Source organism: Magnetospirillum moscoviense, assembly GCF_001650635.1.
Classification (GTDB): domain Bacteria; phylum Pseudomonadota; class Alphaproteobacteria; order Rhodospirillales; family Magnetospirillaceae; genus Magnetospirillum; species Magnetospirillum moscoviense.
This window is the reverse complement of the sequence record NZ_LWQU01000196.1, coordinates 53,813-75,236: the sequence shown is the minus strand read 5'-3', so window position 1 is coordinate 75,236 and position 21,424 is coordinate 53,813. Positions and strand designations below refer to the sequence as shown.

Annotated in this window: 15 protein-coding genes; 12 read left to right on the top strand and 3 right to left on the bottom strand. The window is 52.7% G+C overall.

The genetic code is table 11. The features are described from left to right. Positions 1-484: 484 nt before the first annotated feature. From A6A05_RS18815 to A6A05_RS18780, 9 genes are all read left to right on the top strand, one after another. Positions 485-1,108, top strand: coding sequence for a DUF1819 family protein (locus A6A05_RS18815; RefSeq protein WP_008620177.1), 624 nt, complete (start codon positions 485-487; stop codon positions 1,106-1,108). After that, the gene (locus A6A05_RS18810; RefSeq protein ID WP_068504547.1) at positions 1,105-1,677 is read left to right on the top strand and encodes a DUF1788 domain-containing protein; all 573 of its coding nucleotides are present in this window, start codon (positions 1,105-1,107) and stop codon (positions 1,675-1,677) included. Before A6A05_RS18815 ends, A6A05_RS18810 begins: the two co-directional genes overlap by 4 nt. Before the next feature lie 12 nt (positions 1,678-1,689). After that, on the top strand, positions 1,690-5,307 hold the full coding sequence (gene brxC / locus A6A05_RS18805) for a BREX system P-loop protein BrxC (protein ID WP_068504545.1): 3,618 nt from the start codon (positions 1,690-1,692) through the stop codon (positions 5,305-5,307). 15 nt (positions 5,308-5,322) lie between these two features. Beyond that, positions 5,323-8,883, top strand: a complete 3,561-nt coding sequence (gene pglX, locus A6A05_RS18800; protein ID WP_068504543.1) for a BREX-1 system adenine-specific DNA-methyltransferase PglX — start codon at positions 5,323-5,325, stop codon at positions 8,881-8,883. Continuing rightward, a complete protein-coding gene (gene pglZ / locus A6A05_RS18795) occupies positions 8,876-11,464 on the top strand; it encodes a BREX-1 system phosphatase PglZ type A (RefSeq protein ID WP_068504542.1) in 2,589 nt (862 codons plus the stop codon). The genes pglX and pglZ overlap by 8 nt, the downstream gene beginning before the upstream one ends. 135 nt (positions 11,465-11,599) lie before the next feature. Beyond that, entirely contained in the window at positions 11,600-13,627 is a 2,028-nt protein-coding gene (gene brxL, locus A6A05_RS18790) for a protease Lon-related BREX system protein BrxL (RefSeq protein WP_068504540.1), read from the top strand. Between the two features lie 13 nt (positions 13,628-13,640). Next, the gene (locus A6A05_RS21090) at positions 13,641-14,630 is read left to right on the top strand and encodes a hypothetical protein (protein ID WP_156521150.1); all 990 of its coding nucleotides are present in this window, start codon (positions 13,641-13,643) and stop codon (positions 14,628-14,630) included. Between the two features lie 9 nt (positions 14,631-14,639). Continuing rightward, the gene (locus A6A05_RS18785; protein ID WP_068504538.1) at positions 14,640-14,936 is read left to right on the top strand and encodes a hypothetical protein; all 297 of its coding nucleotides are present in this window, start codon (positions 14,640-14,642) and stop codon (positions 14,934-14,936) included. Further along, positions 14,933-15,466 (top strand): phospholipase D family nuclease, encoded by a 534-nt coding sequence (locus A6A05_RS18780; protein ID WP_068504535.1) that lies wholly within the window; start codon positions 14,933-14,935, stop codon positions 15,464-15,466. Before A6A05_RS18785 ends, A6A05_RS18780 begins: the two co-directional genes overlap by 4 nt. A 16-nt stretch (positions 15,467-15,482) precedes the next feature. Here A6A05_RS18780 and A6A05_RS18775 read toward each other — a convergent pair whose 3' ends face one another. The 3 genes from A6A05_RS18775 to A6A05_RS18770 form a co-directional block, all read right to left on the bottom strand. After that, the gene (locus A6A05_RS18775) at positions 15,483-16,184 is read right to left on the bottom strand and encodes a DUF7168 domain-containing protein (RefSeq protein ID WP_068504532.1); all 702 of its coding nucleotides are present in this window, start codon (positions 16,182-16,184) and stop codon (positions 15,483-15,485) included. 42 nt (positions 16,185-16,226) lie between these two features. Continuing rightward, the gene (locus A6A05_RS20405) at positions 16,227-16,829 is read right to left on the bottom strand and encodes a hypothetical protein (RefSeq protein ID WP_082911066.1); all 603 of its coding nucleotides are present in this window, start codon (positions 16,827-16,829) and stop codon (positions 16,227-16,229) included. 226 nt (positions 16,830-17,055) lie between these two features. Further along, entirely contained in the window at positions 17,056-17,604 is a 549-nt protein-coding gene (locus A6A05_RS18770) for a tyrosine phosphatase family protein (RefSeq protein WP_082911075.1), read from the bottom strand. Positions 17,605-17,908: 304 nt separating this feature from the next. Here A6A05_RS18770 and A6A05_RS18765 point away from each other — a divergent pair, with 304 nt between their 5' ends. From A6A05_RS18765 to A6A05_RS18760, 3 genes are all read left to right on the top strand, one after another. Beyond that, the gene (locus tag A6A05_RS18765) at positions 17,909-20,524 is read left to right on the top strand and encodes a hypothetical protein (RefSeq protein WP_245644377.1); all 2,616 of its coding nucleotides are present in this window, start codon (positions 17,909-17,911) and stop codon (positions 20,522-20,524) included. Beyond that, positions 20,505-20,870 (top strand): DUF6626 family protein, encoded by a 366-nt coding sequence (locus tag A6A05_RS21085; protein WP_172822324.1) that lies wholly within the window; start codon positions 20,505-20,507, stop codon positions 20,868-20,870. Before A6A05_RS18765 ends, A6A05_RS21085 begins: the two co-directional genes overlap by 20 nt. Positions 20,871-20,959: 89 nt before the next feature. Further along, a complete protein-coding gene (locus tag A6A05_RS18760) occupies positions 20,960-21,388 on the top strand; it encodes a hypothetical protein (RefSeq protein WP_245644376.1) in 429 nt (142 codons plus the stop codon). Positions 21,389-21,424: the final 36 nt, after the last annotated feature.

The following is a 21,424-nucleotide window of genomic DNA, read 5'->3' as shown; positions in this document are numbered from 1 at the left end:
GTACTACGGCCGCAATGTGCTGTTAGTCAATGCCATAATTAACCAAGATGGTTCACAAACATTCTTATAGAATTATATCATCAGGGTTGTATTTGGGCTGAAATCCGCCTGATATTTAAATCAGGCTGATTTACGGTTTCGTACGGAATAGGAAACAATTGGCCGGTGTTTTTAGAACGTAAAATGAACGCTCTTGTCCTGGCATTGTTTCCCGCAGCGTATGGAAGTGTGCGGCCCGAATGTCACGGTTTCAAAAATCTTGAATTCTCGGTTCAGCGGCGGCGACTGAATGTCCGAAAAGCGGACTTCATGGGCTTCCGGTGGCGTTCAATCTGATCGCCAGCCATGCTCCCGTGACAGCTTCGGTCACCCATGCCGGTTTCATTTCTGATTCCGGTCTGACTCCAGGTTGCTCACTGCTCCGCCTATGGATAGTCTGCTGACTTCTAGCTGACTGTTGGGGGGAGGCAATTGAAAAGCGAGATTGCGATTCGACGGCGGGGCGGCAATGGCTGATCCTCGATACAAGGCAGATATCGGCGGCGGATCGCTCAAACTGCCGGAAAGTCGGATCATTGCGGGCTTGCTTCTCGATGGCGTCACCGAAGATCAGTGGCGTCATGCCATTGAAGTCGAGAACGTCCTTCAACGTCGCAGCCCCGGAACTGCAAAGCGGCAGTCGTCGCTGATGCGGAATCGGCTTGAAACCATGGGGCCAGAACTCTGGCAAATGGTACGGGATGGCTCGACCCAGGTTGCAATCCAGGCGGTGTTTGCCGCTGCGATCAAGCATTCCACACTTCTGGGCGACTTCCTTGATCTGGTGGTGCGGGACCAGTTCCGCATGTTCCGCCCCGACCTGCCAAGGAAGATGTGGGATCAATATCTGGAGCAGTGCCGAAACCGTGATCCGCTGATGCCTGTGTGGCAGGACAGTACCGCCAACAAACTGGCTGATTGCGTCTATCGCATCTTGGTGGAGGTTGGATACATCACCGATTCCAAAACCTATCGGTTGAAATCAGTTCGGATTTCGGGCGAGGTGATGAGCTATCTTCGCGAGAATAACGAGCAGTACGTAATCCGCTGCATCCAGGTGTCCATATGAGCATTCTCGACGACCGCTTAAACAAGGTTCTGGATCGGTTGATATCCGATGACCTGCTGAGCGGTCGTGGGCTGGGAAATGAAATCGGCTTCTACATTTTCGATTACCCAGCCGAGAACGAACTTACGGTCAGAGAACACATTGGATTCCTGCTGGAGCAGCTACCCAAAAAGCGTCCTGGGCTGCGGGTGAAGCACATCAACCTCTTTGATATGGTTCTTGGGCACCTCGGTGACCGCAAGTTGCTCGACAAGGCTATCGAGCAGACTCGCAAGAAGGGTGATGCTTTCTTGGTGAAGGCATTGAAGGAACCGCTTCACGGCAGCAAGCTCGCACCTGTTTTTGAAGCTGCGTGCGATCTGCCGAATCATGATCTCGTGCTGGTATCCGGCATTGGCACCGTGTACCCGCTGCTTCGCACGCATAGCCTACTGAACAACCTGCACCATGTGATGCGGGACAAACCACTCGTGATGTTTTTTCCAGGAATTTACGACGGACAAATCCTTCGGCTGTTCGGGAAGCTGAAGGACGACAACTACTACCGGGCATTCAAATTGGTGCCTTAATGGGGGGGGAATATGCTGATCCGTGAACTCTTCGAGAAGAAGATCGACCGCCCCATCAATGGCGTCATCAAGGCCGACCAAACCGATGATGCATCGAAGTGGCAGGAACTCGATGAGTACGTGATCACCCGCGAACTCGACAAGCACCTGCATGGTTTCTTTAATTCATATCTGAAATCCATCGACGCTCCTGGTGACCCGGAACTTGCGGGGAAGGTTGGTGTCTGGGTTTCAGGGTTCTTCGGTTCCGGCAAGTCGCACTTCATCAAGGTGCTGTCCTACCTGCTGGAGAACAAGATGGTCAGCATGGGCGGTGAATCCCGCCGTGCTGTTGAATTCTTCGATGGGAAAATTCAGGACGCCATGTTGGCCGCTGACATCAAGCGTGCGGTCAACGCCGACACCGATGTCATCCTGTTCAACATCGATTCCAAGGCGGATACCAGCAAGGATGATTCGATCCTGACCGTGTTCACCAATGTTTTCAACGAACGGCTCGGATATAGCCCAGATCACCCCCATATCGCCGACCTTGAACGTCGTCTCGATGCAAAGGGGAAGTTTGGTGAATTCAAAGCGGCATACCGGGAGATTACCGACTGCGATTGGGTCTCCGAACGCGATGCCTTTCACCTCAATTCGGACAGCATCAAGACCGCTCTGGCTCGGGTTTTAGGGCAATCCGAGGATGCCTTTGAAAAATGGCTCGATAACCCCGAGGCGGTGTTCAATCTTTCCCCCGACAACTTTGCCGGTTGGGTGAAGCAATATCTCGATTCCAAGGGGCCAAAGCACCGCATCGTGTTCCTGGTGGATGAGATCGGCCAGTTCATTGGGCAAGACACCCACATGATGCTGCGGCTTCAGACCATCACTGAAAACCTCGGCACCATCTGCGGTGGACGGGCATGGGTCGTGGTGACCTCGCAGGAGGATATTGACGCCGTTCTTGGTGAAATGCGTTCCGCGAAGAGCAACGACTTTTCGAAAATTCAGGGGCGTTTCAAAACCCGGCTTTCGCTGTCCAGTGCCGATGTTCATGAGGTCATCCAGGCTCGATTGCTGGAAAAGACTCCAGCCGCCTGGGATGCCCTTGTCTCGGTTTACAAGGACAAGGCGGACATCCTCAAAAACCAACTGAGCTTCACCAACGTCGGAATGACGTTCAAGCCGTTTGCCAACGACGACCATTTCGCCAAGGTCTACCCGTTCGCCCCCTACCAGTTCCAACTGGTTCAGAAGATTTTCGAGGCTATCCGCCGCGTAGGAGCCACTGGCCTACATCTTGCCCGAGGTGAACGCTCGATGCTTGATGCGTTCCAGACCGCAGCAATGGATATGGCTTCAGAAAAGGTCGGGGTGCTGGTCCCGCTGCACCGCTTCTACCCGTCCATCGAAAGCTTTCTCGACACCGCCGTGAAGGCGACCATCGATCAGGCTGGTGATAATGCTTCGCTGGAGCCGTTCGACAATCTGGTTTTGCGAACGCTGTTCCTCATCCGGTACGTGGAGGAGATCAAGGGGACTGTCGAAAACCTCGTTACCTTGTTCATCGATCAGATCGACGCCGACCGGCTGGCGATCAAGATTCAGATGGAGGCCAGCCTTCAGCGGTTGGAAGGCCAGACCCTCGTGCGTCGAAACGGTGATGAATTCTTCTTCCTGACCGATGAGGAGAAGGAGATCGGTCGCGGCATCAAGGGCATAGACCTTCATGGTGGTGAAGAGGTCAAAGCCCTTGGCGAGATGATCTTTGATGGCGTCCTTGGAGGCTACAAGAAGCATCGGTTCGAGGACACCAAGAAGGATTTCCCGTTCAACAGATTCTGCGATCAGCACCCTTATGGGACCAAGGGGGATGGTGATCTGGCGGTACAGGTCATCACGTCGTTGTCAGATGATTATGCCGACTGGAACGAAGCTCGCTGCCTGATGAAATCCACCGAAGACGGTGGGCAGGTGGTCATCAAATTGCCCGATGATCGCAAACTGGGGCGGGAGTTGCAGACCTTCCTTCAGACCGAGAAATTCATATCACGCACCAACGACGGCGGACTTCCTGCCAGTACGGTTCGAATTCTCCAAGATCGTGCCGCTGAGAACCGGCAGCGTCAGGACAATTTGACAGTCCATATTGGCGAATTGATGAAGATTGCCGAGGTGTTTGCCGCTGGCAACAAGGTGACGGTGAAGGGCGGTTCCGGTGATGGAGCGATTCGGCAGTCCCTCGACTACCTGATCAAAAACACCTTCACCAAGTTGGGCTACCTGAAGCACATCTGCCAAGACCCGCAGACCGAAATTAAAGCCATCCTGAATGCACCAGATACCGCCGATCAGAAACTGAAGCTTGATGGTGACGATGGCAATGCTCCTGCCCTCAAGGAAGTGCTGGAGTATGTTCGCTTAAAGGACAGCATCAGCCAGAAGGTCATCCTGCACGACCTGATAGAAGGTCGTTTTGGTAAACGGCCCTACGGTTGGCCGGAATGGGAGGTGGTGCTGCTGGTTGCTCGGCTGGTCGTGGCCGGTGAACTCAGCATGTCCATGGATGGGGCATTGCTGACCCGCGACAAGATTTTTGAACAGGTGAAGACGCCCAATAAGTGGCGAAGCATCATCGTGATCAAGCGGCAGACGGTTGATGCCGCCCTGCTTCAACAAGCCCGGAATCTCGGGAAATCCGTGTTTTCCAAGATGGGGCCGGACGGCGAAGACGCACTCTATGGCTTCCTGCGGGAACATTGCGAAAAGTGGCAAGCCAACCTCAGCGGTTATCTGAAATTGGCCGAAACCGGTAAATATCCGGGCAAAGATGCCATCGACGCCGGTCTGAAGCTACTGAAGCTCATCCTGGCGGAGAAGGACAGCTACGGTTTCATTCAGAAATTCGTCACCCTGAAGGTGGAGTTTCAAAATCTATCCGATGACGTGAGTGATCTCGACACCTTCTACGGCACCCAGCAGCCAACCTGGGAATTGCTGGGTAGGAAGTACGCAGAGTTCGTTGTCAACCGGAAGGAACTTGACCACAACCCCGATGCGGCTGCGGCCTTGCATCAGATGGAATCCATTTTGGGCCATGCCGCCCCCTATCCGTTGATCAAGGACATCAGCGGTTTGGTCAGCAAGGTCACGGCCATCAATGATGCCCTGGTGGTCAAGCGTCGCAGCCACGCCTTGGAAAAGATCGATCAGCACGTCTCCGAGGTGAAGGAAGCCCTCGACCATATCGCGGCACCGCCTGAACTCAGGAACAAGTGCTTGAGTGAGCTTCAAAAACTGAGGCAAACAACCGAGAAGCAGGCCAGCATCGCCCACATCCATCAGGCGGTCGCTGAAGCCGTCGATGCCAAGGATGACGCACTGGGCGAAATTGAAGCCTATGTGCCGCCCAAACCAGCCGCTCCGACGCCACCGCTGGTTACTCCTGGTACCGGTGGTGCAGAACCCACAAAGACCAAAGCAGAACCTCCGCCGCCGGTCTTCAAGAAGCCGCGTGTGGTACGGCCTGCCGAAATGAAATCGGGCTACCTGAAGACCCAGGCCGATGTGGATGCGTTCCTCGGAAAACTGCGGAAGGAACTTGAAGCCGCCCTGGCCGCTGAAGAACCCATTGAAATTCGCTGATCGGACGAGCTTGCCATGAACCGCAATAAGCTGAAGACCTATGCCCCCAAGGCTCGTCGCGACTTCATCGCGGCGGTAACCGCCCGAGCCATCAAGTTCGGCATCAGCAAGGACGCGATTGAACCCTTACAGGTTCAGGGGAATGTGGCCCTGATTGCAGGGCAGGCCCATCCCAGAAAAGTAGCCGATCAGCGGTCAAAGCTTGAGTCACGGGTCAAGACCCGTGGGTTCGAGCAAGTCATGGAGGAAGCCGCCTATACGTGGTTCAACCGCTTTGCCGCCATCCGTTATATGGAGGTCCACGGCTACCTCGACCATGGCTACCGGGTTCTGAGCCACCCTGATGGCAAGGCAACGCCGGAAATCGTCGAACATGCCCAGCACCTTGATCTGCCGGGCCTGGATAAGGAAAAGGTCATCGAGTTGAAGCTCGATGGGACCAAGGAGGGTGACCTTTATCGAATGCTGCTGATGGCCCAGTGCAATGCACTGAATTCAGCCATGCCCTTCCTGTTCGAGCGAATTGACGACGAAACCGAACTTCTATTGCCCGACAACCTGCTGCACTCAGATTCCGTCATTCGTCAGATGGTCAACGAAATCGAGGAAGCCGATTGGCAAGAGATCGAGATCATCGGCTGGCTTTACCAGTTCTATATCTCGGAGAAGAAGGATCAGGTCATCGGCAAGGTGGTGAAGTCCGAGGACATTCCCGCAGCCACCCAGCTTTTCACGCCGAATTGGATCGTGAAATACATGGTCCAAAACACCCTTGGTGCCAAATGGCTGGCGACCTATCCGCAGTCGGGCATCCGGGCGAAGATGGAATTCTACATCGAGCCAGCGGAGCAGACCGATGAGGTGAATGCCAAGCTGGCCGCGATCACGCCGAAAGAATTGAACCCCGAGGAAATCACCTTTCTCGACCCCGCCTGCGGGTCAGGTCACATCCTGGTGGAAGCCTACGACCTTTTCAAAGACATCTACCTGGAACGCGGCTACGTGCTGCGTGATGTACCGCGTTTGATTCTTGAGAAGAACCTATTCGGATTGGACATCGATGACCGGGCTGCTCAGATGGCCGCGTTCGCCCTGCTGATGAAGGCACGCGGGGATGATCGGCGGGTCTTTGACCGTTCGATCTGCATGAACGTGATGGCGATCCAAGACAGTAAGGGATTAGACGCCAAGGAAATCTGCCGAGTTCTTGTGCCAGACGAGCGATTCGAATTGGTGCCGAGGGACGATCTGCTCCCAGATACATTGCCCGAGCCTACGTTGGCTAAGGGTTCAAATCGAAAACTGGGGAACGCGATTCAAAGTTTAATAAAATTGTACGAGGATGGAAAAATATTTGGCTCCCTGACTTTCGTTCCGGCACTTATAAAATTGGCCATCACTGACATTGTACGCCCACTAAAATTGCAACAAGCAGATGGAACGCTGAATGTAACACTTTACAATAATGCAATTAATTCAATAATGCCGCTTATTATGCAGTCATATGTTTTGTCTGGAGATTATGATTGCGTTGCGGCAAACCCTCCTTACATGGGAAATCGTGGCCTGCTTCCGCAGATGAAGGAGTATGGGAAGATTGCATATAAACATAGCAGACACGACATGTCGGCTATGTTTATAGATCGCTGTGCTGAATTCATCAATAAGGGGGGTATCGCGTCATTAGTAACAATGCATGGCTGGATGTTTCTTGGATTATTTGAAGAATTTAGGCTTCATATGGTGAACGGTCTTTGCCTCAGAAACATGGCTCACCTTGGGGCAAGGGCGTTCCCAGAAATTGGCGGAGAAGTTGTTCAGACCACTGTATTCTCTTTTTCCAAAAAAATAGTAAGTGGACTGAGTGCGTCTTTCATTCGTGCCGTGGATAGCGATGGGAACAAAAAGGTTGAAGCTGTAAAAACAGGAAATAGGCATGTGGTCTGCCCCGATCGTTTTGCTGCAATTGAGGGCTATACGTTTGCCTATTGGCTTTCTGATGCCTTGTTAAAGCTTTTTGAGAGCGGGTCGTCACTCAAAGACATCTGCGATGCTCGCGTTGGATTGCAGACCGGGAACAACGACAAATTCGTTCGCCAGTGGTGGGAGGTTGACTTTGATGGAATCCTCTGCGGAGGAAGGGCGGGAGGTTGGGTTCCGTATAATAAAGGTGGCGGATACAGAAAGTGGTATGGCTCCATAGACTTGGTTGTTAACTGGAGCGAGAACGGAAAGGGCATTAGAAATTATACAGATAAAAACGGCGATAAGGCATCGTACGTCAGAAATGAGGATATGTATTTTAAGGAAGGAATAACTTGGTCCGATATTTCCACGTCAAACCTTTCTTTCCGAATTATGCCTTCTGGGTGCATCTGGGATTCATCTGGACACAGTGCATTTTCAAAGACTGTGGATGACAGCTATGCGGCACTCGCATATTGCAACACAAATATAGTTAACGTGCTCGGGAGCATTATAAATCCAACGATTCACTTCCATATTGGCTATTTTCAGAGACTACCCGCCCCAAAAACATATCCCAGTGAATCGTCAGACCTTGCAAAACGGGCGGTCGCCATCTCAAAAAGAGACTGGGATTCCCGTGAGACATCAATCGACTTTGGTGGTCATAATTATATTTCTTGTGACGTATCTGCCGCTGAGGCGTTTATTTGTGCCATAAACAACTCAGGCGAGCAGGTAAGGGAGCTTGTTGAAATAGAGGGGTGTATTAATAAGCTATTCAATAGGGTGCTTCATATTTCTGGAGAAGTTTCAGATAGTGTTGGCATTGAGAGCATTTCTCTGCGAGTTTTGGATCAGCACTTACTATCTAAATATTTTGTGTCCTATGCTGTCGGCTGCATGATGGGTCGCTACAGCCTCGATGAGCCTGGGCTGATCTACGCCAACAGCGGCAATGTCGGATTCGATCCCAGCCGGTACACCACCTTCCCCGCTGACGATGACGGCATTGTGCCGATCATGCAGACCGATTGGTTCAATGACGATGCTACCAACCGCGTTGTCGAGTTCATCAAGGTCGCATGGTCGCCTGAGACACTGACCGAGAACCTGAAATTCGTTGCCGACAGCCTGGGTGCGAAGAGCGGCGAATCGCCCATCGATACAATTCGCCGCTATCTCAGCAGCGACTTTTTCAAGGATCACCTGAAGACCTACAAAAAGCGTCCGATCTACTGGCTGTTCAGCAGCGGCAAGGAAAAGGCGTTCGAGGCTTTGGTCTACCTGCACCGGTACAACGAAGGCACCCTGTCGCGGATGCGGATGGAATATGTCACCCCTCTCCAGGGGCGGATCGCATCAAAGATCGATCAGCTTGGGCGGGACATTGATGCCGTCGCCAGTACCGCCGCCCAGAACAAGCTGCGGAAGGAGCAGGAAAAGCTCAAAAAGCAGCAGGCCGAACTGGTCAAGTTCGATGAGGAACTGCGTCACTATGCCGACATGCGGATCAAGCTTGATCTCGATGACGGTGTGAAGGTGAATTACGGCAAGTTCGGCAATCTGCTTGCCGAGACGAAGGCGATAACGGGCGGATCGGATGAATGAGGATCAGATCAGCGAAGCGTTGCTGTCGCTGTACGGCGAAGGCAATCGTATCGTTTTTTGGAACGACCCTGACCGGGAGTTCGAGGAATCACTTACCTCGCTCGATCTCGACGGGGTGACGCTCCTTCGTGCTGATCAGATACCTGGGCTTGAAGCCAAAATTCGGATGGAGCGGGAACAGCCCGAGAGCCGGTTCCTGGTCTATTCGGCGACCCATGTACCGCTGCCATCCGAGGACTGGCTCTTGGATATCCGCCTGTACAGTCGGACCTTCCGGGCTGACCGGGCTTCAATCATCCTTGGTGAACTGGGCCTGCAAGAACAATCCCTGCATTCACACATCCAGGCCCGTGCCAAATTTCTCGGCAGCAAGGACCGCCTGACCAGATTGAAGAAGCTGGTTCAGCCGACAGATTCGATCCGTGATCTGGACCGCAAGATGCTGGCGGTGGTGACCAAGGTCGATCAGCCGGAATTTCTCGGCATTCTCACCGCCCTTTACCACGCCATCCCCGACTCGGACCTGGATGCCTTGCCCCCTGCCTGGGACGAGATTGAAAAGTACGACCTATTGGAATCCTTCTGGTCCATGGTGCAGGGGCAATTTGGATATTCCGAGAGTTTTCCGACACTGAAAAATCTGCTGATCCGCCTGATGGTCAGCGATTTTGCCCATTCGATCACGGCGGAACTTCCTGCGGCCTTGGCCCACCTGATGCTGCCCAGGCTGTTCCTGTCCAGTGCATCGGTCTGCCTTTCCCAGTGGCGGGACAGCAATTCACGCAGCGACAGTTATGACCGGCTGTCCAAGATGGTCGGCGATGCCCTGAAGATCGACAGCCTTCTTCCGGGAATGCAGATCGAGCCGCTGCTCGACAACAAGACTTTCCTGGTCGTCGAGAAGTTCATCGCTGTTTCCCTGCGGGACAGGGTGACTGCGACCACGGCCACGATCAATGCCGAAGCTGTGAAGTCCATCGCGAAACACCGCCAGAACGGCTACTGGGCGGATAGAAACCGTGGAGCTATCGGTGCCACCCGTGAAGCCCTTCATGCCGTCTATGACGCCCTAATAGCCGCCGCTGACCTGTTTGGGCTGCGGGGGGAGTTCTCGACCGGGTTCGACTACAATTCTGCAAAGGCGATGTTTGACGGCTATGCCACCACCCTCCATCAGTTCGACCGCCTGTATCGCCATTTCATCGAAGCAGCCGACGCGGCCACTGCACAGGGATGGGAAATCCTAAAATCCCTGCGTGACGGAGTTGAAGATTGCTACACCAACTGGTTCCTGACCAATGTCAGCCTGAAGTGGGGCAAGTTCGTCGAGGATGAGCTTCTGAAGGAATGGCGTGTTGAAGGCGTCATCCCCCAACCATGGTTCTTCCACAAGGTCGAAGCTGCTTTGATGGAATCGGATCGTCGAGTTTTCGTCATCATCAGCGATGCCCTGCGGTACGAAGCTGCCAAGGAACTGGTCGATGTTCTGAACGGCACATATCGCATCCAGGCCGAAATTCAGCCCATGCTTGGGGTATTGCCGTCCTATACCGCATTGGGGATGGCCGCCCTGCTGCCCCATTCCAAAATCAGCTATTCCGACAAGGGTGATGTGCTGGTGGATGGTCAGTCCTCGGCGGCGGGGAATCGTTCGAACATCCTCGCCCAGAAGAAGGGTGTTGCGGTCAAAGCCGATGATCTGAAGGACATGAAGAAGGATGCTGGTCGAGAATTCGTGAAGCCCTATGAGGTCGTCTACGTCTACCACAACACCATCGACGCTATCGGCGACAGCGGTTCAACCGAGGGCAAAACCTTCGAAGCGGTTCGGCAGGCACTGACCGAACTTTCCGATCTGATCCGCATGATCATGAATAATCTCAACGGCACCTACATCTACGTGACCGCTGACCACGGGTTCCTGTTCCAGGAAACGGCACTCGATGCATCGGACAAGAATGCCCTGACCGACAAACCTTCGGGGGCATTGACCGCGAAGAAACGCTACCTCCTTGGCCGGAACTTGCCTGATTCAGCCAAGGCGTATCATGGGTCAACCGCAATCACTGCCGGTGCCGATGGTGACATGGAGTTCTGGGTGCCGAAGGGCAACAACCGGTTCCACTTTGTCGGCGGCTCTCGGTTCGTACATGGCGGTGCCATGCTGCAAGAGATCACGGTTCCCCTCATCCGAGTTCGGCAGATCAAGGGAGATGCCAAGTCCAGGACATCGGTAAAGAACGTCGGTGTGATGGTCACGACCCAGAGTCCAAAGATCACCACCAACCGCTATCGGTTCGAATTGATGCAGACCGAGAAGGCAACCGACAGGGTGAAGCCCGCGACCCTGGATATCGCCGTCTATGAGGGTGGACAGGCCATCACCAACATCGAAAGGGTCACCTTCGACAGCACCCAGGACAACCTGGATAGCTGGAAGAAGTCTGTCTGGCTATCGCTCCAAAAACGCAGCTATGACAAGAAGGGCTGCTACCATCTCATTCTGCGAAATGCCGAAGATGGCATTGAAGTTCAGCGGGTTGAAGTGAGCATCAGCATCGCCTTCATGGATGATTTCTAAGATGGGTGGCCCAGGAAATTGGGGATTTGTAAAAATGGTCAGATTTCAACGTAACGAAAGGCGAATATATATTATTCATCAATCGTTACAGCGAGACCTTACCATCTTGCCGATAAGGACGTTGGAGATCGCAGAATGAGCGACAGCCTTGATGATCTGTTGAACTCCCACTTTGCTGGCAGGGTGGTACGGAAAGACCTGACCAAGCTGGTGAAGGAAGGGGCAAACGTCCCTGTCTACGTCCTGGAATATCTGCTGGGCATGTATTGTGCGTCGAATGACGAGGTGACCATCCGCGAGGGACTGGAGTCGGTCAAAAAAATCCTGGCCGAAAACTATGTTCGTCCTGATGAAGCCGAGAAGGTCAAATCGAAGATCAGGGAACGCGGTAGCTACAAGGTCATCGACAAGGTGACTGTTCACCTGAATGAGAAGCGGAACGTCTACCAAGCCTTGCTGTCCAACCTCGGCGTCAAGGATGCCGAGATGCCAGACCACTATGTTCGGCAGTACGAGAAGCTGCTGGTCGGCGGAATCTGGTGCATCGTCACCATACAGTTCTACCACGAGGAAGGACAGAAGGGTTCCCCGTTCATCGTCAGTGATCTCAAGCCGATCCAGATGCCCAACATGGATATGGAAGAGCTATTTGAAGGACGGAAGGCTTTTGATGAATCCCAATGGATCGATGTGCTGGTGCGGTCGAGCGGCATGGAGCCAACCACCCTCAGTGAACGGGTGAAATGGCACCTGTTGGCCCGCATGGTTCCGCTGGTGGAGAACAATTACAACGTCTGCGAACTCGGACCTCGCGGAACCGGTAAGAGCCACATCTACAAGGAAATCAGCCCCAACAGCATCCTGATCTCGGGTGGTCAAACCACGGTTGCCAACCTGTTTTACAACATGGGACGCAGAACCGTGGGGCTAGTTGGATTGTGGGATTGCGTTGCCTTTGACGAGGTGGCTGGCATCACGTTCAAGGAAAAGGACGGGGTGCAGATCATGAAAGACTACATGGCATCCGGCTCCTTCGCCCGTGGCAAGGATTCGGTCAGTGCCTATGCCAGCATGGTTTTCGTCGGCAACATCAATCAGCCGGTCGATACCCTGGTGAAGACCAGCCACCTGCTCGCCCCGTTTCCTGAAGCCATGATCGATTCGGCATTCTTCGACCGGTTCCATGCCTATATCCCAGGCTGGGAAATTCCGAAGATGCGGCCTGAGTTTTTCACCAACCAGTACGGGCTGATCGTGGACTATCTGGCGGAGTTCTTCCGCGAGATGCGGAAGCGGACTTTTTGCGATGCCATCGACAAATTTTTCAAGCTCGGGAACAACCTGAATCAACGCGATACCATCGCCGTTCGTCGCACTGTGTCTGGGCTTCTGAAGCTGCTCTATCCCCATGAAGGATACGACAAGGACGCTGTGCGTCGCTGCCTGGAATACGCCCTGGAAACGCGGCGTCGGGTGAAGGAGCAGTTGAAGAAAATCGGCGGCATGGAGTTCTACGATGTGCATTTTTCGTACATCGACATGGAGTCGATGGAAGAGAAGTGGATCAGCGTTCCCGAGCAGGGGGGAGGCAAAATCATTCCCGAAGGCCCGTTGAAGCCGGGTGTCCTGCACACAGTGGCAACCGGTGCTGCCGCCCATCTTGGCCTGTATCGTTTTGAAACCCAGGTTACGGCGGGTAATGGCAAGTTGACCACCTCGGGATTGGGATCAAGTTCAGGTGCCAAGGAAGCGGTGAAGGTCGCCTTCGACTATTTCAAAGCCAACCTCACACGTGTCAGCGGTGTATCGAAGGCTGGTGATCATGATTTCCACCTGCACACCGTTGAACTCCACAACACCGGTGCCGCCAAGGCGATGACCCTGGCAAGCTTCGTGGCGTTCTGTTCGGCAATCATTCAGAAGCCGTTGCAGTCGCAGATGGTGGTGCTGGGTGACATGAGCCTGGGTGGCAGCGTGGTGCCGGTGGAGAACCTTGCCGAATGCCTTCAGGTGGCATTTGATTCAGGTGCAAAACGCATCCTGATCCCGATGTCTTCGGCTGCGGATATTCCAACCATTCCCGCCGAATTGTTCGCCAAGTTCCAAACCAGTTTTTACAGTGATCCGGTGGATGCGGTGTTCAAGGCTTTGGGGGTAGATTAGAGGGGGGTAAGGGATGTACGAGAAAATAGCAAAAGGCTTGCGAAAAGAATTTTTCCGCAAAATCGAAGATATGTCTGGTGGTAAAATGGCGGGTATATTGTCAATGATTAAGTCTATATACTCGCACAGACTTGGGGATAAGGCCTTTGAAAGGGAATGCGATAAAATTATATCAAGGTTAAAAAGCGAATTTTTCGTTGCATCGGTTGTGATAAAAAAGTTCGGATTTGCCTCAAAGCGAAATGTAGCTGTATTTATTACAATGACGAAGGATGATGATGGGCCGCACGGCGGGTCTGTCATAAAATTTAATGCAAATAATTTCATTATGAAGAAGTCAAATTTTACATGGATCGATCATGGTACCCCAATTATGATTTCAGAGCACGCAATATATAGAATGTTCAATAGATCTGAAATCTATAATGATCATCGCGATATTATATCAAAGATTGATGAAATATTAATAAAAAGTATAATGCTAATTCCGTTTGTAGAAAATTTTGAGATATTCAATCTTCCGGTTATGTGCCCGATAGAAGGGGGAGTATTGCTTGGACTCACGGTTCCGTTCAATCTAAAGACAACTGATGGGTGTGTAAAAATACAAAATGGCACTGCTGAATTCTTTGACTCTAAAAATACATTGAAGACTTCCGTATTGAGTTCCGTCGGCAGGGAAAATAACGACTTTGAATTTGGAATTAACTATAGAACATTCATCTCTGGAAATGAGGTTTCTGAGGGGCAGTCAGAAATTTGTCGAAATATCAATTCCGTGTTTTTAAAATACGAAAAAGTTGTAATAAAAGTCGCGACGTCAATTTTATTCCAATCTGATGATGGTCTTATCATGAATTTTACGGATCAAGAAATTAGTGATGCTAATTTATTTGCGGATGACATGAGGCAAATAATTAATAATGTTGATACATGGAGAAAAACTCACGCTCCGAATGGGGTTGGCATCTATACAATTGATGATATATATGATAGTATGTAGTGCTCATTAATGTGCACGACTTCCGCCATCATCACCGCCAACAGAGTCACGCCGGTTAGTAACGCAGGAAAGCTCCTGGCGTTGGCCGATGTCTCGATTCTGATGGATGGGGTCGAGATCGTGATCCATGGGGTCCAAATTCGTGCCGATGCCAGCGGCACCGAAGTGACCCTCCCGAAGTACCGGGCACCGGACGGTACGTGGATGACAGCCATTTCCTTGCCGGATGAACTCAAAGGCCCCATGGGCGACGTAGTGATGGCTGCCGCCATAGAGGCCGGGATTCTGATGGAGAAGCAGCAATGAGTTTTGGTCGTCTTTCGATCATCGTGGCAACGATGACCCTGCTGATGACTGCTCATGCCGGGATGGCCGCTGACCGTCAGATCGATGTCTGCTTCAACCCTGGTCAGGATTGCACTGGGAAGGTCGTAGAGGCCATCGGAACCGCTCGACGTACCATTCTGGTCCAAGCCTATTCGTTCACCTCACCGCCTATCGCACAGGCTCTGGTGCAGGCCAAAAAACGTGGTGTCGATGTGCGGGCCGTTCTGGACAAAAGCCAGCGGACTGAAAAATACAGTGGTGCCGATTTCCTGGTGAATGGCGGGGTTCCAGTTCAGATCGATGCCAGCCATGCCATCGCCCACAACAAGGTGATGGTGCTGGACGGCGGTACGGTCATCACCGGGTCGTTCAATTTCACCAAGGCCGCCCAGGAACGAAACGCTGAAAACCTGCTGGTGATCCACGATCCTGAATTGGCTGCCCAGTACGAGTCCAATTGGCGGAAACACGCCGGGCATTCGGAACGGTATGAAGGTCGGGGAAGGTGAACCCGGTGCGTTCGCCCTATTTCCGAGAACCTTTTCCGTGGACGCCGGGATGAAGGGCCAGGGATTGACCTGCGGCATGACCAGCTTCAAAAGCACCAGCAGCGACCTTCTTCCCTGATGCACGACCGCGACGCAGATTCAGGTCCAGCTTAGCAAATTCTGATTCGACGATGGCGTGGCGGACCACCACCAGATCACGACCACTACTGACCCGGTTGGCTTCGTCGCGTTCGGCCTTCATGGCGATCAGTTTCTCCCCAATCGACACCGCCATGCCGAACATGAACGATCCCTTTTCGTCCTTGCCGTAACGGAGAATTCGTTGGGCCAGGGCATATTTGACCCAGGCGGTCTGCATGGCCGTGGCGATCACGTCGTAGATGTAATGGGCCATCTCGATGCTGGGGCGGAGACCGAAGAAGACGTACCGGATTCCCTTGTCGTCCTTCTCCCGCCAGACCTTGCAATCGCAATATTCGGCGATGGCCGGGATGCAGGCGGAGATCGGCTGTCGCTGCTTGCGGTTGGTTTCGATGGTGGACTTTTCGCACTGCTCTTCGCGGATTTCCAGGTCCGTAATGGACAGGTCATGGCGATCCAATAGTTCGGCCACTTTCGCCGCAGCAGCCAAGGCTTCTTCCTCGGTGCAGCCATTCGCGATGGTCTTGGCCCGTAGTGCCTGGAGCCGGGTCTTCAGTTTGTCGAGATCGGATGTCATGGCGTCCAATTATGCTGATGAACGGACAGGAAACAATGTCCGTCAGTTTCGGACCCTCTCAACCCAGCCTGGGTCTTCTGGGTATTTCTCCAATAATTTCGACATCCGACTGATCGCAAAATTTGCGATGTCATCACAATGCTGGATAAGCGACCCATTGTTTTTCACATATCGCATGTCGCGAAATGCGACTTGTGTATAGGTTAAAATATCACGTGATTCAGACATCGCCACTCCATGAGGGATAAAACCAACAGATGGTGCGAACAACAAGTCATGATCATTTAGCCACTTCATAGATAGCTCTGCAAATTGCCTGATTTTAGTCTCTTGGTCTGAGCAGTACACCCCACGATCATGTAGGTTCATGCCATTCGCATCCTTGCCCAATACGGATTCTTTTTCCCGGTGCCAGTATCCTGGGGTGTTGATCTCGTCGTATGTGATGGGCGGCGGCGATGGCTCCGAGCCGAGGGAGTAATAATTCGGCAGGTTCGGATCACGCTGATAGATCGGCGGAGGAGCGGCCTTCACCACACCGGCGGCACCCTTGTCCGTAGTGAAGAAGGTACCTTCCTGTGCATTCGCGGCAAATGCCGCAGTAAAGAGCAAGCAGACTGATAGCATCATGACTTGAGAACGCACAATGCCCCCCGAGCAATCTGATGTATGTGCTTGTTACAATATAACCGCATAAATACATAATATCAATATATGCGGGGTAAGCTATGCGATTAAATGACTTTACGATTTCTCCACAAGATGCCGTTTCTGTTGCTCCGGGACGATTGCCGCCGATTTATGATGAAAATAAAATCAGATTTGAAATTATGGCAGTTTTAGACCTTTTGAAGTGTTCTATAAAAGATGCTCAACGTCTTCTCGACTTGATTGACCGAGTGCCAACATCGCTTTTGTGACCATCAATCGCACCAACCATTTGGCCTTCAGCACGAAGAATCCGGTCTGCGAATTTTACGATGAGCCTGTTTGGCATCGCTCCGGGCCGTAGCTCCATGATCAGGTTCAGGGCTTCTGCCGCAGGTACGTGCATGCAAGCCAGTACATATGCCGCCGAGGTTGACCTGCTGACCCCGGCCCAGCAATGAATCAGCACCCGGCCACCCCTGGGTATCTCTCTACCAAAATCCAGGATGGCGTGTGCGTGATCGACGCAAGGATATTCCGCCCTGTCCCTGGCCGAAAGCATCGAGCCAACCATTCCGCCCATGGCATGGATGTCAAAAAACCTCAGACTCAGAACCTTGATTGATCCAGGGAACACCAATAGATCGTCGTGATCTTCATCCGGATCGAGGATCGAGATCACATGGGACGGGTCGAAAGCTTCCATCTCGTCGGCCAATTCATCCAACCCACAGATGTCCATGGTGAACGGAAGATTGGTCTTGATGGTCATGATGCTTCCTCCCATTCTGGCCGAATAAGATCATAACAGGAACATTGAGATTGGGCAAATTGGGGTGGTCTGTGCCGCCAGCCCCACCAGCCTCCTGGGCGGGCTGGCCCATTTCAGGGGTGATTTTGTCAAATTACTTATCTGCGTTCATGCTGAATTTAGAAATTGGCCGCGACGGTGCGGCCCGGTTATACGGGTTTGGCCCCCATTTCATATGGAGCCAGCGAATTATCGCTATTGATAAATAGATGTACTGATCGAGCCGCCAACAGATCACAACAATCAAACGCCCGGATAGGTTCGGGTGATAACCCTCGACAGGAGCTTGGCGGCTCGCACTGTCGAGGGTTTTATTTTTGGTGATATTATGGAGATCAAGGGGAAACGAATTCTCACAGTTTCAAGTCCTGCAAGTGCAGGCAAGACCGACGCCGCCGTCACCTACGCGGTGGATATGGCAGCCAAGGGCCACAAGGTCATCATCGCCCAGCCCACGAAAACCTGCATCGACGAATGGTTTGCCAAGGCTAAGGAACGGGCCAGTTCACGGCGAAAGAAGCCGGTTCCGGTCTACCGGTTCGATAGCAGCACCTGCGAAGAAGGGCAGGTGATCACCACGATCATGGGGCATTTGAAATGCCCAGGTGAAGAGGGCCAGGTACTGTTTTTGACACAGCAGGCATTGCTGCGGTTGCCATATTTCCACCGGCCCGAACACTGGCATGTGATCGTCGATGAGATTCCCGCCCCCGACGTGATGTTCTGCAAGCACCTCCCCCACAACCACGAGATCATCACATCGGCCATAACATGGCAGGATTTTTCCGCCGATAACGTCAAGGTGGCAGCAACAGACAATGCCAAGCTTCGCCGTCTTGCTGATGGTGATGATGCCGTTGATGCCGAATTCAGAACCATAGCCCGAGCCATTCTGGACCCGGATTATGATGTCTTCGCGATCAGGGAGAACATCGAACGCACCGTGGCCGGTGACACCGAGAACGGGAAATATCCCCTCTACCTGTTTGGAGTTCTGAAGCCATCGGCATTCACCAAGTTTGCTTCGGCGATCATCATGGGGGCACACTTTGAGGAGTCGCTGCTTCATCACCTATGGGCAGTCCAGGGGGCGGTGTTTGAACCACATAGCCAGTTGAACAAAGCCCTTCGGTTTCAGCAGCACCAGAACGGTCATCGGGTCTCCATTCATTATCTGGCCGAAGATAGTTGGTCCAAAAAGCTGGGCGGCAAGAAGGTCACTGTCGATGGAACGGAGATCAGCAACACCATCCTCGGCCTGACCAAGGCCGCCGAACTGGTTGGGGATCAGCCATTCCTCTATCAGGTGAACAAGGACGTAGAGGATGCCGCCGAGGAATTTTTCGCCCAGTTGCCCGCGACCGCGTTGCCGCACAAACCCCATGGAATGAATAAGTTTTCCGATTTTCATAATGTCGTGGTGGTGGCCTCGTTCCTGCCAACACCTATGCAATGCCGGTTCTTGTCGAATTTCGGCATTACCCCAGACCAGATCAGGGACGCGATCTGCCATCAAGCCGTCTATCAGGCAGTGATGCGGTGCAGTCTTCGTGATCTCCATTGCGATGTACCAGTTCGGGTCGTGGTCACCGATGTCAGTGTAGCCCAGTGGCTGGCCGATCAGTTTCCTGGCTGCACCATGGTCCAAGCTCCAGGTGTTCAGCTTGCAAAGAAGGGCAAGGGGCACCGCATTCGGCTCCATGCGGATAATTCAGCCCGTGTTCGGGCATATCGCAAGAGGCAAGATGAGCAGATGGGGGAAGTGGAACTGGCTAATATATTGCCCGGAATACAAAATGGTAAGATTTCACCGTTACGATTGGCGAATAATATATATTCACCTATCGTTACATCGAAACATGACCATTTGCCGTTAGCAGATACATCTGCATCTGATTTCATGGATTTGTCTATTCTGGAACGGGAGCTATTCGCTGGAACTTTGTTCCGCCACATCCGGGACACCAACACCACCCGTCATCTGTTCCTCAAGTCCATGGGCGACATGATCGAGTGGCTTCGTCATTGCCATGGGCGGACCTGCCAGGACAAGCACAGCAACTTCCTGATCAGCCCGACCCTGTTCAACCCAACTCTGGGCGACAAAAGCAGGGGAAGGGAAAACGCGGTGATCACCTGGGGCATCTGGCTCGATATCGATGATGGCGACATGCCCTATCACGCCTTCGCCAAGATGTTCGCGGGAAAAGCCATGGTGGTTTACAACACGGCCTCCTCGACCAACGACACCCGCTACCGGGTATTCATGCCGACGACCGGCTACATGATGGCTGAGACCTACGACTCCATCTGCAAACAGATCATCAAGGTGGTCCAGTCCAACGGATATTGCTCACCCCGGCAACGGAAACGGGGATCGGCAAAGCCATGCCATGGGATAGACCCGACCAAGCTGTCGGTGGAGAACATGATGTACCTGCCGTGCAAACCCATGGATGGCAGTGATGGGTTTTTCCGGGTCTATGACGGCGATCCGATCAATCCCACCCTATGGGTCCAGAACAACATCCTGCCTGTCGATATGCCTCCGCCGGTCTTGATTGCCGTTCCAGATGAATTGCCCATGCCCGAAGATCACTCTCATGCCGCTGCATATTTTGAGAAACTGGTCGCCGCCATCGGTGATGTCGTGCTGGGACGAAACTGCGGCCTATACCGGGCATCGCTGCATGGGTTCGCCATGGCAAGTGCCGGTTTGCTCGACACATGGATGGTCGAAACCCGGCTGGAACAGGCGGCATTCGCTGCGGGATTGGAAAAAAGAGAAATCGGGCCGACCATCGGAAGTGGCCGCTACAATTCCAGAAATCAGATAGGTCGATATCTGGGGTGGGCTGCACGTGGGAACGCAGCAGCTTGATAAATACTCCTGCAACATCAGCAGGAGTAACGTCGATATGCGTGAACTACAGGATATATACGAAGAGTTCCATTGCCTTGGAATCGTGAAATCAGGTCGTGAATTCGGGGAGTGGTTAAATCGTGGTCAAAGCTACTTAAGCTCATCGAAATCAAGAAACCGAAGGATATCGACTGAAGCACTTTTGTCATTGATATCAAATGTGACCGGAGTGATCGATGCAACAAATGAAGCTGCCGTAGAATGCACCGATGCTGCACAAGCTACTGAATATAAAGAGGGTGTGAAGGCACTGAAGAAACTTGAAAACGAAGCGTGGACGGAAGTTTGGCGTCGTGTCGAGTGATCGATACAAAAAATTATTTGTCTGGCTATATTGCAAATACTAAATTGAGTCCTTAACCTATGTGCAGATGTCAATGCATGGAGGTTACTATGCTTAACCTTAAGCTTTCCGATGCCAAGCGTCCGCTGATCTCGGAAACCCGCAAGAAGTCTGCCCGTGATGTGGTGATCGATGGGATTCAGAACCAGATCGGTCTGCTGGGTGATGCCAATTTCAAGGTCGAACGCACCCGCTACACCAAGGATTCCGAAGGCAATGCCATCCGCAAGTCGGTCGCGGCTCCCCCGAAGCCCTGGTTCTGGCGTGCTACCGATGGGAACATCATGGTGCAGGTACGCTACGGTCATGCCGTCGTGGTCGAACTCCAGCCGGGAAAGCCGAGCATTGTTGCCGGTAAGACCGAAAAGGAGGTGATCACTGTACTGACCCAGGTGGTCCAGGCCGTGAAGTCCGGCGAACTCGATACCCAGATCGAAGCGGCAAAGGCCAAGGCCAAGCGGAACAGGTCGGGTGAATAGGTCATCAGGGATCGGCGTGAAGGTTGGGTGAAAATT

Bases quoted from the DNA above. Each gene is read 5' to 3' on its own strand.
- A6A05_RS18785 (WP_068504538.1), top strand. From the start codon at position 14,640: ATGTGCACGACTTCCGCCATCATCACCGCCAACAGAGTCACGCCGGTT.
- brxL (WP_068504540.1), top strand. From the start codon at position 11,600: ATGAGCGACAGCCTTGATGATCTGTTGAACTCCCACTTTGCTGGCAGG.
- A6A05_RS18810 (WP_068504547.1), top strand. From the start codon at position 1,105: ATGAGCATTCTCGACGACCGCTTAAACAAGGTTCTGGATCGGTTGATA.
- A6A05_RS21090 (WP_156521150.1), top strand. From the start codon at position 13,641: ATGTACGAGAAAATAGCAAAAGGCTTGCGAAAAGAATTTTTCCGCAAA.
- pglZ (WP_068504542.1), top strand. From the start codon at position 8,876: ATGAATGAGGATCAGATCAGCGAAGCGTTGCTGTCGCTGTACGGCGAA.
- brxC (WP_068504545.1), top strand. From the start codon at position 1,690: ATGCTGATCCGTGAACTCTTCGAGAAGAAGATCGACCGCCCCATCAAT.
- A6A05_RS18780 (WP_068504535.1), top strand. From the start codon at position 14,933: ATGAGTTTTGGTCGTCTTTCGATCATCGTGGCAACGATGACCCTGCTG.
- A6A05_RS18775 (WP_068504532.1), bottom strand. From the start codon at position 16,184: ATGACATCCGATCTCGACAAACTGAAGACCCGGCTCCAGGCACTACGG.
- A6A05_RS18770 (WP_082911075.1), bottom strand. From the start codon at position 17,604: ATGACCATCAAGACCAATCTTCCGTTCACCATGGACATCTGTGGGTTG.
- A6A05_RS18760 (WP_245644376.1), top strand. From the start codon at position 20,960: ATGCTTAACCTTAAGCTTTCCGATGCCAAGCGTCCGCTGATCTCGGAA.
- pglX (WP_068504543.1), top strand. From the start codon at position 5,323: ATGAACCGCAATAAGCTGAAGACCTATGCCCCCAAGGCTCGTCGCGAC.